Origin of the sequence: Bifidobacterium jacchi (assembly GCF_009078285.1) — a bacterium.
Taxonomy (GTDB): Bacteria; Actinomycetota; Actinomycetes; order Actinomycetales; family Bifidobacteriaceae; genus Bifidobacterium; species Bifidobacterium jacchi.
Genome location: NZ_RQSP01000020.1, coordinates 33120 through 47927, shown reverse-complemented (window position 1 = coordinate 47927; position 14808 = coordinate 33120). Strand labels below are relative to the sequence as shown.

10 protein-coding genes and 2 pseudogenes are annotated in these 14808 nt (G+C 62.1%); 4 read left to right on the top strand and 8 right to left on the bottom strand.

The window, feature by feature from the left end; all coding sequences use genetic code 11:
• The first annotated feature begins 183 nt into the window (after window positions 1-183).
• Together EHS19_RS06570 and rpiA are read left to right on the top strand one after the other, a co-directional pair.
• A complete protein-coding gene (locus EHS19_RS06570) occupies window positions 184-1461 on the top strand; it encodes a ribonuclease H family protein (RefSeq protein WP_151916977.1) in 1278 nt (425 codons plus the stop codon).
• A 186-nt stretch (window positions 1462-1647) separates the two neighbouring features.
• Window positions 1648-2346, top strand: coding sequence for a ribose-5-phosphate isomerase RpiA (gene rpiA / locus EHS19_RS06565; protein ID WP_151916976.1), 699 nt, complete (start codon window positions 1648-1650; stop codon window positions 2344-2346).
• 308 nt (window positions 2347-2654) lie between these two features.
• On the opposite strand, the gene EHS19_RS06560 is transcribed toward rpiA, so the two are convergent.
• Together EHS19_RS06560 and EHS19_RS06555 are read right to left on the bottom strand one after the other, a co-directional pair.
• Window positions 2655-2744 carry a 30S ribosomal protein bS22 gene (locus EHS19_RS06560; protein WP_003817716.1) on the bottom strand — a complete coding sequence of 30 codons (90 nt, stop codon included), beginning with the start codon at window positions 2742-2744 and terminating at the stop codon, window positions 2655-2657.
• Between the two features lie 248 nt (window positions 2745-2992).
• Window positions 2993-3667, bottom strand: coding sequence for a hypothetical protein (locus tag EHS19_RS06555; RefSeq protein ID WP_421745373.1), 675 nt, complete (start codon window positions 3665-3667; stop codon window positions 2993-2995).
• A 206-nt stretch (window positions 3668-3873) separates the two neighbouring features.
• Here EHS19_RS06555 and radA point away from each other — a divergent pair, with 206 nt between their 5' ends.
• On the top strand, window positions 3874-5322 hold the full coding sequence (gene radA / locus EHS19_RS06550; protein ID WP_151916975.1) for a DNA repair protein RadA: 1449 nt from the start codon (window positions 3874-3876) through the stop codon (window positions 5320-5322).
• A 185-nt stretch (window positions 5323-5507) separates the two neighbouring features.
• On the opposite strand, the gene ribF is transcribed toward radA, so the two are convergent.
• From ribF to nusA, 6 genes and pseudogenes are all read right to left on the bottom strand, one after another.
• On the bottom strand, window positions 5508-6716 hold the full coding sequence (ribF, locus tag EHS19_RS06545; RefSeq protein WP_151916974.1) for a bifunctional riboflavin kinase/FMN adenylyltransferase: 1209 nt from the start codon (window positions 6714-6716) through the stop codon (window positions 5508-5510).
• Between the two features lie 909 nt (window positions 6717-7625).
• Window positions 7626-7769: pseudogene (locus tag EHS19_RS11845) on the bottom strand (tRNA pseudouridine(55) synthase TruB); the annotation flags it as partial.
• A gap of 299 nt (window positions 7770-8068) precedes the next feature.
• Window positions 8069-8618, bottom strand: a pseudogene (locus tag EHS19_RS11840) (tRNA pseudouridine(55) synthase TruB); the annotation flags it as partial.
• An 80-nt stretch (window positions 8619-8698) separates the two neighbouring features.
• Window positions 8699-9352: a 30S ribosome-binding factor RbfA gene (rbfA, locus tag EHS19_RS06535; RefSeq protein WP_151916973.1), complete on the bottom strand. Its 654-nt coding sequence runs from the start codon at window positions 9350-9352 to the stop codon at window positions 8699-8701.
• 105 nt (window positions 9353-9457) lie between these two features.
• Window positions 9458-12382: a translation initiation factor IF-2 gene (gene infB / locus EHS19_RS06530; RefSeq protein WP_151916972.1), complete on the bottom strand. Its 2925-nt coding sequence runs from the start codon at window positions 12380-12382 to the stop codon at window positions 9458-9460.
• Between the two features lie 349 nt (window positions 12383-12731).
• The gene (gene nusA, locus EHS19_RS06525) at window positions 12732-13793 is read right to left on the bottom strand and encodes a transcription termination factor NusA (protein ID WP_151916971.1); all 1062 of its coding nucleotides are present in this window, start codon (window positions 13791-13793) and stop codon (window positions 12732-12734) included.
• Between the two features lie 136 nt (window positions 13794-13929).
• On the opposite strand from nusA, the gene EHS19_RS06520 reads away from it, so the two are divergent.
• Complete coding sequence (locus EHS19_RS06520) at window positions 13930-14805, top strand: hypothetical protein (protein WP_241677128.1); 876 nt, start codon at window positions 13930-13932, stop codon at window positions 14803-14805.
• Window positions 14806-14808: the final 3 nt, after the last annotated feature.

Here is a 14808-nt window from a genome sequence, read left to right as displayed (position 1 = left end):
ACATCTCCGATCCCTACACCATGCGATATTCCCTACATCATGGGGACATACCGCACTCGCAGAGCACCCCCCAAGGTGACGTTTGCGCAATACGGGTATCCTGAGCATCATGACGACAACGCAGGTAGACGCCACCGGCGCCCGCGAAGGGGCCATTCGGATCAACCAGGAGGCGCACACCACATGACCATCACCCTATCCACCGACGGATCCGCCCTCGGAAATCCGAATGGCCCCATGGGCTGGGCCTGGGCCGACCACACCCCGCATGCGGGCGGCACGACCGGTCACGAGCATCCCGGCGACTGCGACGCCGGTGGCGCGACGAACGGCACGAATCAGATCGGCGAGCTGTGCGCCGTGCTTGAGGCGCTGCGCGCGCATCCGGGCGACGAACCGCTCATCATCGAAACGGATTCCCAGTATGCGATCAACTGTTCCACCAAGTGGGTGCAGGGGTGGAAGCGAAACGGTTGGAAGAACGCGCAGAAGAAGCCTGTGAAGAACGCGGCGTTGATCAAGGCGATCGACGCGGAGCTTGCCCGTCGCGACGGCTCGGTCAAATTCGTCTGGGTGAAGGGTCATGCGGGCAACGCCGGCAACGAGAAGGTCGACGATCTGGCGCGCGCCTATGCCGGCGATTGCCGATCCGGTGTACGCGACGGATATCTGCCGCTGGAAGGCTGGCAGTCGCTGCTTGCTTCGGAGTATGCCAAGGGCACCGACGTGCCCGAGGACGCACGCATGCTGATGGATGGTCGTATCAGCGCCGCGCAATATCATCTTGGTCGCGGCGAGGATTCGGATGCCGGCGTTTCCGCCGCTCGGGGCGGCGTCGGCATGTCGGATTCGTCGACTGCGCAGCCGACGCGTTCGGCGCGTTCGGCGAAGCGCTCGTTGATCGATGCGCTTGCCGAACCGGAGGGCGTACCCGCCGATCTTGCGGAATACGGTCCGTTGCACGATGCTGATGCCGCGTCATCGGGCGTTCTGTCCGATCGCGAGAGGCCCGCAGACGCGGCCGAAACGGCAGCCGATGTCGCCGACACTTCTTCCGTCGCATCTGCACAACGCCGACCCGGCGCTCTCGCGGCTTCCGCCCATTCCGATACCGCGCAATCCACCCCAGCGGTCCAATCCACCACCGCAATCCAGCCTTCTGCTGCAACGCAGCCTGCCGCCGCACCCCAGTCAGCCGCCGCCCAGCAGAACGCTGCAGCCCAGCAGAACGCTGCAGCCCAGCAGAACACCGCCACCGCTATGCCCAGCGCGCAGTCGGCAACGGTCGCTTCTGGACTGACCGTGTCGGGAACACTGCGGTTTTCGCCGCCGCCGTCATCCAGTCCGACATATGACGGCACTCCGCGCATGATTCGCGGTACGGTTGCGGTCGAAGGCTACGTGAACGGCGACGGCACGATTACGCTGACCGACGCGCCGTTCGCAATCCGCCGCTCATAGGCGCACTAGACCTTGCGCATGGATCACGCAGCGCGTTCAGCTTTCGCCAGCAAATGTGAACGCATGAACAATCGTGCGGCAACGGGCGTCAACAATACGGGAATCGGCGGCTGCGGACGGCCACCCCTCGGATAGTATAGGAACCGACGTCAATCCTTGGATCACCAAGCCCGATAAGGAGCACACATGGATAAGGCACAGCAGGATGCATTGAAGAAGGCGGCCGGCATCGAAGCCGCAAAGCTGATTCACAGCGGCATGATCGCAGGCCTCGGCACCGGTTCGACCGTCCGATTCCTAGTCGATGAACTCGGCCGCCGCGTTCAGGAGGAGGGGCTGACGTTCACGGGCGTCACCACGTCGCGCCGCACGCAGGAGCAGGCCGAGGGCTACGGCATCAAGATCGTCGACATCGACGATGTCGATCACATCGACATCACGATCGATGGCGCCGATGAGGTGGACAAGAACTTCAACGGCATCAAGGGCGGCGGCGCTGCGCTCCTGTGGGAGAAGATCGTCGCGACGAATTCAAACAAGATCGTCTGGATCGTCGATGAGTCCAAGGTGGTCGACACGATCGGCAAGTTCCCGCTGCCGGTCGAGGTGATTCCGTTCGGTGCCGGACATGTCATCAAACGTTTTGAGACGCGCGGCTACAAGCCGACGCTGCGTCTCGATGCCGAGGGCAAGCCGGTGCGCACCGACGAGAACAACTACGTGGTCGATCTGCACTTGGAGCGCATCGATCATCCGAAGGATCTGGCCGAGGATCTCATCACCACGGTCGGCGTGGTCGAGCACGGCCTGTTCCTCAACATGGTCGATCAGGTCATCGTGGGCGATCCGAATGGCCCGCGCGTGCTGACCAACAGCAACAAGTAAGCCGTTCTTCAGCATTCGATTCAATCCGATTCAATTCGACACATCGGAGTCGGAGAGCACATCGGAGAGCACCTGTGCATGGTGCTCTCCGTTTTTTCTTTTGAGACTACCGCTTCGGCTCCTTCTCTTCAAGGTGTTTGTCTTTTGGGTGATCAACTGCACACATTGACCAACTGCACACCTTCCTCGCGAAGCAATGACTGAGCTGGCGCATCGGAATCATCCGGCATTACAGCTGTTGCATAGCGAAAAGCCCCTTACGGTCATTGTCCGTAAGGGGCTTTGTGGCTCACCATGTGAGCGAAAGACTACTTGCGCTGGTGGCGAGTCTTACGCAGCATTTTGCGGTGCTTCTTCTTGCTCATCCGCTTGCGGCGCTTCTTGATGACCGAGCCCATCGTCAGCCTCCTTGTACGTGAAAGATTGCAACTTGCCCAATAGTACACGACTTAGGGGACGAACGTCACGGCGTTTTCATGGAACGTACCGTAAAACAGTGAATGAACCCACGATGAACAAACCACCGGAAGGCATCCAGACCTCGGATTCCCGAACAGCAGATTTCCAAGCCACTCGAGCCAGTCACCGTAGATCACCACCCGAGTCGCAGCCGATCAAGCGTCAATCAGCCGAATCAGCCAGATCGTCATAGTGGGAATTCCTTGTAGAATCTGTCCACCGCAGCCTTTGCGCCGGTTGCCTGAAACACCACCGTGTCATTTTGCCAAACGGCGACCGAATTCGCCTCATTCGACGCATCCTTGTGCACGGTGTAAGTTCCGGTCGTCGTACCGGAGACCTTGACATTGCCACTCGCCAGCTCGTCGCCCGTCAGGGCGGCCGCCACGGAGTCGTATTGTGCTTTGGCGTTCGTCGCCGTGGACCATTGTGCGACGATAAGCGTGACATCCTTTGATTTGACTCCAGTCGAATAGGTCACCGTGTACTCCTCCAACGGCGAGCTCGATGACCACTGCGCTGATGTCTCCACCTTCGAACGCACATAATTGAGCACGCTGTCCGGCAGAGCCTTGACCAATTCGGAGGATCCATCGGCTAACGGAGTGGCGGCGATGCTTGGTTTGGTAGGCTCGCTGTCCTTGGCTTTGTCACCGGTTTTGTCATCGGTCTGCGAGACGGCGTTTTCGGACTCTCCGGAAGCATTGGCCCCGTGGTTGATCGCCCAGCCAGGCCATACAAATGCGGACAACAGCGACAGCACAATCACCACGACCGCCGCAATCACCACGACGAACAGCTTGCCATGCGACGACTGCTGCACCTGCGGCTGCTGCGACGAAGGCTGCGGGGAACGAGAAATCTGATTCGACGTATTCGGCATGAGTCCGATTGTCTCACAGCTTCCTGACCCAATGCCAGACAATGGCCGAGTATCGCCCGCATGTGCCGAATCCACTCTTGGCAAGTCCGTATTGCGCATCACACACCACCTTCGTAATAGAACGCTTGTTCTCATAGTACACAAACTATCGAACATTTGTCCGCGCGTGTTGTTACTGTGACATCATGGCAAAGACAACGACTCAATACGTCTGTTCCGAATGTGGCTGGAACGGCGTCAAATGGTACGGCCGCTGCCCCGAATGCGGCCAATGGGGCACGATCTCGGAATTCCACGAGCCGCGCGCCGCGTCCGCGGCACCCCGTTCAGGCGCGTCAGGCACCAGAACGGCTGCGCCCGGCCGCACCTCGCGCACATCCGCCGTGGCTGTCGCCGAGGGAACCGCCACGCCCATCACCGAAGTGAGTACTACAAGCGTCGAGCGCATCCCCACCGGATTCTCCGAATTCGATCGAGTGCTTGGCGGTGGGATCGTACCTGGAGCGGTCGTGCTCGTCGCAGGCGAGCCGGGCATCGGCAAATCCACGCTGCTACTGGAGACAGCCGGGGCGATCGCCCGCACTCACCCCGACGCAACGGTCCTCTATATTTCCGGCGAGGAATCACGGGCGCAGGTGCGACTACGCGCATCACGCATCGGCGCAGTGCTCGGCAACCTCCTGCTTGCATCCACGACAGACCTGTCCACCGTTTTGGGACTGATCGAACAGGAGCGACCGGCACTGGCGATCGTCGATTCCGCGCAGACCATCGTCTCACAGAATGTCGATGGTATATCGGGCGGCTCGACTCAGGTGCGCGAGGTGGCGAGCGCTCTGATCGACACCGCCAAGAGCCTTGATGTTCCCGTCCTGCTGGTCGGGCACGTCACCAAAGACGGTTCCATTGCAGGTCCGCGCACATTGGAGCATCTGGTGGATGTGGTGTGTCAGTTCGAGGGCGATTCCCAGACCGCCTTGCGCATGCTGCGCAGCGTCAAGAATCGCTTCGGCCCTACTGATGAGGTTGGCTGCTTCGATATGAGCGGCGAAGGCATTGAAGAGGTGAGCGACCCGTCCGGGCTGTTTCTGTCGTCGGGCGGCGGCACGGCTGACGGCGACGCATCCGCAGACGCGCCTGTGGAGGGCACGTGCGTGACGTTCACACTGGATGGGCATCGCTCGCTGCCAATCGAGATCCAATCGCTGGTCACCGCTTCGGTGCTGCCGACGCCCAGACGTGCCGTCAACGGAGTCGATTCCAATCGCATCGCGATGCTGACGGCCGTGCTTTACCGCCACGGCAAGGTGAATCTTCTGGCGAACGACCTCTATGTGTCGACGATCGCGGGCGGTCTCGCCAAAGAGCCGGCTTGCGATCTGGCTATCACAGCCGCGTTGGCGAGCGCAGCCAAGTCCCAGCCCATACGGCGGACCACCTGCGCCATAGGCGAGATATCGCTGACCGGTCAGGTTCGCCCTGTACCGCGCCTCGAATACCGACTGCGCGAAGCGTCGCGTCTCGGTTTCACCACCGCCGTAGTGCCGCGCATGCGAAAGCAGCTCAGCATACCGGGCATGCACATTGTGCAGACCGCTACGCTGCGCAACGCCCTAGACGCCCTGCTTTCGTAGCGGGCGCGAAAGCGCCTGCTATGTGCTCCTAGTGGTCTGTCTCGTCATTATTTGCGAGACAGATCACTAGCAATTGGGCAACCAATGACACCAGACCGATCAGTTACCAACGAACCGCTAGCGAACTCAACGAACACCCTATTGGCAGGAGGACCAAGATGCACTTTACAGTGGCAAACAGCACATCATGCCGTCAGGCGCTTGGTCTCCTCGACGTTACGGGCAAGTTCTGCCTTCAGCGCGTCGACACCGTCGAACCTTACCTGCGGGCGAAGGAAACCGGCGAACTCGACACGCACCCGGTGACCGTACAGTTCCAACCAGTCGTCGGTGATGCAGTAGGCTTCGACCACGCGCTCGTGCAGTCCGGTCTTCTCGCTGAACGTCGGTTTGGTCCCGATGGAAATGGCCGCTGGCCATCGCGCCCCGCTCTTCGCAGCAGTGGTATCGTCGGCTTCCACAGTCGCATCGGTTCCAGCACCGGCATCGGTGTCAACGTCAGCCACGGAACCAAGATCAATCAGCCAACCTGCATATACGCCATCGACCGGCAGATATCCGATGACATCCGCACTCAGGTTCGCCGTGGGAAAACCGATCGTGCGTCCGCGCTCCTCTCCGTGCACCACCGTGCCGATGACACCGTGCGCACGCCCGAGAATCTCATTGGCATCCTTGATGCGTCCATGTCCCAGCAGATAGCGCACATTGCTGGAACTCCATGCGCGCACGCTCCTCGCCTGATGACGCTTGCTCCACGCACGGCGTTCCGCCTTCGACGCGACGGCCAGCGGATCAGCCGGCTCTCCCCACGCATCCGGCATCTGCGGCTTCCAATCTCGAGGAATCCTCACCTCACCAGGACCGAGGTCATCAACCACATCAAGCTCGAACACCCCGGCGGAGGCAGCGAGAGCGGCGATGGTCTTCACATCGCCCTTCCGCCCTGCGCCAAGCGCGGCATCAGCACCCAACACCAACGTGCGCATACCCAGTCTGCCAGTGCACTGGCCAAGGAAGAACAGATACGACTTCGCCGCAAATGCCAGCGAGTAACGAACCACCAGCGCATGCTCCACACCGGCCCGACGCATATACGCCAAACGATCATCAACCCCGCTCAGCGCATTCACATCGGTCACATCGTCGGAAGGCTCTTCACCGTCATGCGCGGCCGCCCACCCATGAACGAATGCAGGACGAGGATCAAACAGAATGACGATCGACATCGCGTCATGCTTCTTCGCCAATGCCACCACGCGATCGATCACCGCCTGATGCCCACGATGCATGCCATCGAATGCGCCCAGCGTCACGACGGAGCGACGATTGCGATCGAAATCCGGCCACGCGATGTCGCCGTTCTCATCCGGAGTCAGGTACGTGATATCCATTGCCGTCCTTGCTGTTGCTGTTCATTGAAGACCATTGCGGTCAACGCCGCAGACCGATCATGTGCGAGAAGATGCCATCGCACGCCATCGCACACCGATCCGTCCGCATGCCACGATTCAAGATGCCGCGTCTACTGTAGTGGGCGGCATCGAAAACCGTGCATTCACCGTATCGAACGTAGGCAGCCACGCTCACTGCGCAGCCGTGAACACTGTCACCGGCTTGATCTGATGGGCATTCGCGCGTTCGACGATGGCAACGAGATCACCGAGCTCAGCGTCACCATCTCCGTCATCGCCACTGTGGCTCGCATCGCACACAAACGGCGCGATCGCAGCATACGCCGTGTCCTTGCGCAGACCACTGCGCTCGATGCGCTGGCCGAAGCGCAGCAGACGCGCCTCATCAATGGTGATATTCAGGCATGGCATCGCCCCTCGTGCGGCATCCGCCATGTGCAACGCCTGCGAGCGCAGCCATCCGGCCCTGTCGAGCGACAGATCGCTGGCAGAGCCGTTGCCTGCCTCACCGTCATGGTTTCCATCGGGATTTCCCTTGGGATTCCCATCAGCGTTTCCACCGGAGTACCCCACAGAACCACCGGCATGGGTGGCACCAGAATCATCGGAGCCACCGTTATCACCCGTATCAGATGTGTCATGCACCGCAACGTTTCCGGCGACGCCAGTAACCGACGGCACATCAAATACGCACTTGAGCCGCGTCACGGTCTCGCCGTCGCGATTCACGAACGTCTTCGGCTCGGCATGCGCATGGATCACCGGCATGTCAATCACGGCCGCATCACCAGTCACACCTGCATCAACGCGCTCAGCCACCGTCGTAAGCAACAATCGATCGGAATCCACCGTTGCACCCCCGGCATTCGCCGCACCCTGATAGTCGGGCAACGCGAATCTGCCGACGCGGGTGCGACGCAGCCTCGTCAGGTAACCGCCGCAACCGAGCATGGTGCCGAGATCGCGAGCCAACGCGCGAATATAAGTGCCAGCGGAACAAGTGACACGCACATGCACATCGATCGCAGGAACAAACTCAGTCCGCTCACAGCTTTCCGTGCGCGCACTGGAACCGACGCTACCGATGCCCGCATCAACGATACCAGCAACATCGATATTGACCTCATCGACATTGACTCCAATGAAGCCAGCACCGACAGAATCAGCGCCAGAAGAACCTCTGCTAGCAGAGCGAGCATCGGCAAGACAACCATCATCAGCAACAGAGCAACCATCAGCAACACAGCCAGCAGCCGCATAGTCGAGCAGCGGCCCATTCGTGCGACCCCGATCCACGAATCCGATGCGCATATCCAGCAACGAAAACGCATGAATGACCACCGGCCGCGCTTTGAGCTCAACGTCACCGCCCGCTCGCGCCAGGTCGTAGGCCCGTCGGCCATTGATCTTGATGGCGGAGAACGTGTTCGGCACCTGTTCGATGCGTCCGGTCAGCCGTTCGGCGATCGTGCTAGTGATGAGCTTTCGCCACTCCTGCGTTGCCGAACCCATGTCGATAGCCGAGCCGCCACGCGAGTCCAACCGCGCAGCCAGCACACGCCACGCATCGCCATACTCGGTCAGCGGCATATCAATCAGTTCGCCGTCCGCATCATCGGTGGTGGTGGATCGACCGAGACGAATCGTAGCCTCATAGGTCTTGTCATGTTCGACGATATACGGCAGCAGTCGCGTCGCATCGCCGAACCCGACGATCAGTGCGCCGGTCGCCATCGGATCGAGCGTGCCGGCATGGCCGACCTTCTTCATGTGCAGCGTCCCACGCACGGCAGCCACCACGTCGAAACTCGTCACCCCCTGCGGCTTGTCGATGAGCAGCAGTCCGCTGAGCGGCAGCCGCCGACTCGGGCGCTTCTGCATCGACTTCACCCGATTCGACCGCCCCCGACTCGGCGGCTGCCCCGCGCCAGAAGAAGACGCCGAGACCATATGCGTCGCGATCACGCCTGATCCACCGAATCCGGGCCGTCGAAGTCCTCGACCTGCACGGCATCGGCATCGCCTTCGGCCTCATCGGCCAGCAAGGCATTCTCATCGCCGTAGTCGGCGTCAATGTCCGTGTCGTCGTGGTCAGCCGCGTCGTCATGGTCAGCGTCATCGTAGTCCGCGTCATCGGTATCAGCGTCGTAGTCCGCATCATCGTAATCGGACTCGTCGCGTTCCTCGGGATGCTTGTACGGGTCGGATTCGCCAGCATACTGCGCGGTTTCGCGCGCCTTGGCGAGTTCGGCGTCACGCTTGCGTGCCATGGCGAGAATATCCTCGATCTCATGCGCCTCGGTCGGCACCTCATCATAGATGAACTGCAGCTGCGGGGTCAGACGCAAGCCGGCCTTCGCGCCGACCAGTGAGCGCAACCGTCCCTTGGCCTGCTCAAGCGCCTGCTTGGCACGCTTGCGCTCGCCCTGCTCCTTGCCTTCGCGCCCGAGCTGAGTCCAGTAGATCTTGGCGATCTGCAGATCGTTGGTGACGCGCACGTCGGTGATGGTCACCGACGCAAGACGCTTGTCGTGCAGCTGCGCTTCCATCGACGAGGCGATGACGCGCTGGATAAGTGCGGCGATGCGCGCCGCGCGCGGATTCGTTCCTGCCATATAGAGTCCTTTCAACAAGCAAAACAAATCAACAAACAAAACAGAACAAACAAGTATGGCCCCCTCGGCTGAGGGCTGAGGGGGCCATACGATTACGGGCTGACGCTACTTGCGCTCGACCTCGCGCATCTCGTAGGTCTCGATGATGTCGCCCAGCTCGATGTCGTTGAAGGTGCCGAGGTTGATACCGGCCTCGTATCCTTCCTTGACGGACTGCACGTCGTCCTTGAAGCGACGCAGCGACGCGATCTCCAGATCGTTGACCTTGGCGACGCCCTCGCGCAGGATACGGCACTTCGTACCGCGCTTGACCTCGCCGTCCTGCACCATGACGCCGGCGATGTTGCCGAACTTGGAGGAGCGGAAGATCTCGCGGATCTCCGAATGCGAGGTGACGACCTCCTCGTATTCCGGCTTGAGCATGCCCTTGAGCGCGGCTTCGACATCCTCGATCGCCTTGTAGATGATCGAGTAGTACTTGATCTCGACGCCCTCACGGTCGGCGAGATCCTGCACCTGACGGTTCGGACGCACGTTGAAGCCGATGATCACGGCCTTGTCGACGGAGGCGAGGTTGACGTCGTTCTGGGTGATCGCACCGACACCGCGGTGGATGACCTGGATACCGACCTCGTCGGACACCTCGATCTTCATCAGGGAGTCCTCAAGCGCCTCGACGGAGCCGGAGGAATCGCCCTTGATGACGATGTTGAGCATGTCGACCTCAGCCTTGGCGAACTGCTCCTTGAGGCTTTCGAGCGAGACGACCTTGCGACGCTTCGCCAGCTGGGCTGCGCGCTCCGTGGCCTGACGCTTTTCGGCGATCTGGCGCGCGGTGCGGTCATCGCTGGCGACGAGGAACAGGTCACCTGCGGTGGGCACCGAGGTCAGGCCGAGCACCTGAACCGGCGTGGACGGTGCGGCGGACTGCATGTGGTTGCCGTTCTCGTCAAGCATGGCGCGCACGCGGCCATACGAGGTACCGGCCACGATCGCGTCGCCGATGTGCAGCGTACCCTGCTGGACCAGCACGGTGGCCACCGCGCCACGGCCCTTGTCGAGTCGTGCTTCGATGGTGGCGCCACGCGCATCCATGTCGGGGTTGGCGCGCAGATCGAGATCGGCGTCGGCGGTAAGCAGGACCGCTTCAAGCAGCTTGTCGACGTTGGTGCCCATCTTCGCGGAGATGTCGACGAACATGGTGTCGCCGCCGTACTCCTCGGGGACGAGTCCGAACTCGGTGAGCTGGCCGCGCACCTTTTCGGGGTTCGCGCCCGGCTTATCGATCTTGTTGACCGCGACGACGATCGGCACCTTGGCAGCCTGCGCATGGTTGATCGCCTCCACGGTCTGCGGCATGACGCCATCATCCGCGGCGACGACGATGATCGCCACATCGGTGATCTCGGCGCCACGTGCACGCATGGCGGTGAACGCCTCGTGGCCAGGGGTATCAAGGAACGTGATCTTGCGCTTCTCGCCGTCCAGCTCGACCGTCACCTGATAGGCGCCGATGCGCTGGGTGATGCCGCCGGCCTCGCGGGCGACGACGTTCGTCTTGCGGATTGTGTCGAGCAGTCGGGTCTTACCATGATCGACATGGCCCATGACGGTGACGACCGGAGGACGAGGCTTGAGATCCTCGTCATCCTGCAGCTCCTCCTCATCAAGGTTGATGTCGAACTGCTGCAGAAGCTCCTTGTCTTCCTCCTCGGCGGAGACGATCTTGATGTTCCAGCCGATCTCCTCGCCCAGAATCTGGAACGTGGACTCGTCGAGCGACTGGGTTGCGGTGGCCATCTCGCCGAGATGGAACAGCACGGTGACCAGAGCCGCCGGATTGACGTTGATCTTCTCGGCCAGATCGGCGAGCGAAGCGCCCTGACGCAGACGGACGGTCTGTCCGTTGCCGGTCGGAATGCGCACGCCGCCGATGACCGGAGCCTTCATCTCCTGGAATTCCTGACGCTTTGCAAGACGGTTCTTGCGCGCCTTCGAGGACTTGCCGCCCTGACGACCGAACGCGCCTGCAGCGCCGCCGCGACCTCCACGACCGCCGCGTGCGGGACCATTGCCCGAACCGGCCGACTGGAAACCGCCGCCCTGCGCGCCATTGCCGCCGAAACGGCTGCCGCCGCCCTGGCCCGGACGCGCACCGCCCTGCCCCGGACGGCTATGCCCCCACTGACCGGGACGAGGAGCACCGCCCTGACCCGGACGACCACGGAAACCGCCACGCTGCCCGGCACCTGCACCGGCGCCACGGCCACCGCGACCTCCGCGCTCGTTGCTGTTCACGGACGGACGCGCCATCGGATGCGGACGCGGGATATCGCCCGGCGTGGGCGTATGCATGCCCTGCTTGCGGCTGAACGGATTGTTGCCCGGACGAGGTCCGGGAGTCGCACCATGCATGCGATTGCCGGCCGCGGCTGCAGCCTCGGCACCCGGCTGAGCCGGACGCGGGGTATGCGGACGCGGGGCGCCCGACATCGGGCGACCGCCGCGCTCACCGCGCTCATTACGCTCACCGCGACCATCACGGCCATCACGAACCGGACGCTCATCGCGATCACGGCGCTGCGAAGGACGAGGCAGAGCCGCGCCCGGCTTCGGGACATCGTGTGCAATGGTGTGAGGCGTCGGAGCGGACGGCTTCGCCGACATCGGGGAAGGAGCCGCAGCCGGTTCGGATGCACCCGCATCCCGAGTCTGCCTCGGTGCGGTCGGCATGGGTGCCGCGGCACGCGCGGCCGGGGTCGGAGCCGACTTCACAGCCTGCGGATGACCCGCAGCGGGACGCACCTCGCGCTGCGTCTTGTTATCGCGGTTATCGTGATCGTCCTGCTTGCCACCGGGGATTGCCCCCTTCTTGACAAGCGCTGCATGCAGTCGCCGAGCAGCCGGCGGCTCGACGGTTGATGATGCGGACTTGACGAACTCCCCCAGTTCCTTGAATGTGTCAAGCACCGTCTTGCTGTCTATGCCATAATCCTTGGCCAATTCATACACGCGCTTTTTCGCTGCCAATATCTCTCCTGTTCACAACCGCGTGCATGTGAGCCGCGGTTATTGTTTGATTACCGAGCGCCTACCTCGTATCATCGTGCGACCATGATCGTGCTGCCTCAGTTCTTCGTCATTCAGGCATGACCGTAGAGCGCGGCCATGCTCGGATTCGCACACAAGCATACCCGTGCCGCTGGATGTGCGCGCCCAGCGCGACACACCCGAATGGATCGGGCGCCGCACAACGCGACGCCCGTCGATCACAACGTCAATATCACCATCACGTAGTCGATATCAGTCAATATCACGGAAGACTCACCGGCGTCAATCTCACAGGCGCTTCATTTCGCCTGTGTCGCCTGCCGCTGCGTCATTGCGCCGACTGAGCCGACTGAGCCGACTGCGCAGCCTGAGCAGCCGCCTGCTTCTTCGCGTGCGCCTCAGCCGACTCGATACCGATCTTCCAGCCGGTGAGCTTGGCCGCAAGACGGGCGTTCTGTCCCTCCTTGCCGATGGCCAACGACAGCTGACTGTCGTGAATGAACGCGATGGCGGTTTTGTTCTTCTCGCTGATGATCTGCACGCCGGTGGCGACGGCCGGAGACAGCGCCGATGCGACGAACACCGACGGATCCGCGGACCAGTCGACGATGTCGATCTTCTCGGAGCCGAGATTCTCCATCACCGCACGCACACGTGCGCCGCCAGGACCGATCAAAGCGCCCTTGGGATTGACGCCCTCCGTATTCGCCTTGACGGCGATCTTCGTGCGGGCGCCGGCCTCACGCGCGATGGCCATGATCGACACCGCGCCGGAAACCAGTTCGGGCACCTCGCGCTCGAACAGTTTGCGCACCAGTTCCGGATGGGAGCGGGACACGACGATCTCCGGCCCCTTGAGGCCGCGGGCCACGTTGACCACATAGACGCGCAGACGCTCGCCGTGGCGGTAGCGCTCGCCCGGCACCTGCTCGCGCCGGGGAAGGATGGCCTCGACATCGCCGATGGCGACATGCACATTGGTCGGATCGCTGGCATCCTGCTGTACGACACCCGTCACCAGATTGCCCTTCTGCCCCGAGAACGCGCCGAAAATGCGATCATCCTCGACTTTGCGGAACAGCTGGCCGATGACCTGGCGCGCGGTGGCCGCCGCGAGACGACCGAAATCGCGCGGCGTATCGTCATACTCCTCGCTCAGCTCGGGCTCGGGATGCGGGTTGTCTTCAGTGGGTTCGACCGGAATCTCCTTGCGCGCCCAGATGGTGAAGGTGCCGGCGCGCTCATCGAGCTCGACGCGAGCATGCTTGGACGGATGAGAAGTCTTCATGTATGCCAGACGCAGTGCCTCGGACAATGCGGCATCCAGCGTCTCGGGATCAATGCCCTGTTCGGCGGCCAGCCGATGCATCCCCGTCAGATCCAGTTCCATGCGTCCCGACCTCCTATGAAGTTATACAGGGCTTTGTCGCCCCTATGGTCACAGTCAGATATTAGTGTAGGAGCTTATGCAGACACGTCATCGACTCTCCCCCGCCCGCATAACCGCATGTACGCTGGCGTTCACGATGACTGCGATCGCAGGCGGATGCGGCATGCCTCGCGTTGACGGTGCGGCAGAATCGCAGCAGACCTTCAGCGCATGCGAATCGGCGTTCTATGCCGCGTCCGCCCACCACGACACCGTATTCGCAGCCGCCGCACCGCTGATCGAACGGTATTTCGCGGCGCGATCGGCCGAATCCGAATGGCTGGACGTTGCGGCCGGATGCGAAAACCGCATGCAGGAGGGCGCGTTGCGCAGCGCGCAAGCCGGCATTGCGGCATGGCGGCTGGTGCAACGACTCGATTCCGCGGATGACGACTATCCCGATCCATCATCCGACGCAATCGATGCGACCGCTTTGTCGGCGCTGTCGACACAGTCGGATCGGTCGAATCCGTCGAATCAGTCACAGAATGTCGCCGCGGTCGCGCCGAAGCAGCTGACGACGATGTCGCTGGCCGAGGATCGCGCGGGATTCGCCCTGGAGCTGCTGGCTGCGCGCGGCGCGTCGGGCGCGAGTCTGACGCTGAGCGATCATCATAAGACAACCGCGCAACAGCTGATTTCAGCCGCGCAGAAAGCCGACCATACCGTCAGCGATCCGCGACAGAAGGTGTATGCGATCGATCAGCTCATCGCCGACCCTGATTCCGCGATCGATCCGGCGACCGGGCTGCATGCGCCCACGACGGCCATCATCGAAATCGACTGCGCGCGCGAGGAGCTGGGAGCCTTTGCCGACGACAGCACCGCGACGGGCACCGATGGCGCGTCAGGCGCCGCGGCTCTCGGCACGGTCGATCCGGCACGACGCGCATTGGCACTGCTTGCTGCGACGCGCGCCAAGCAGGCCTTCGCACTCGGCTACCCCAGCGGCGACTACGCATTGTTCCGCTGAACA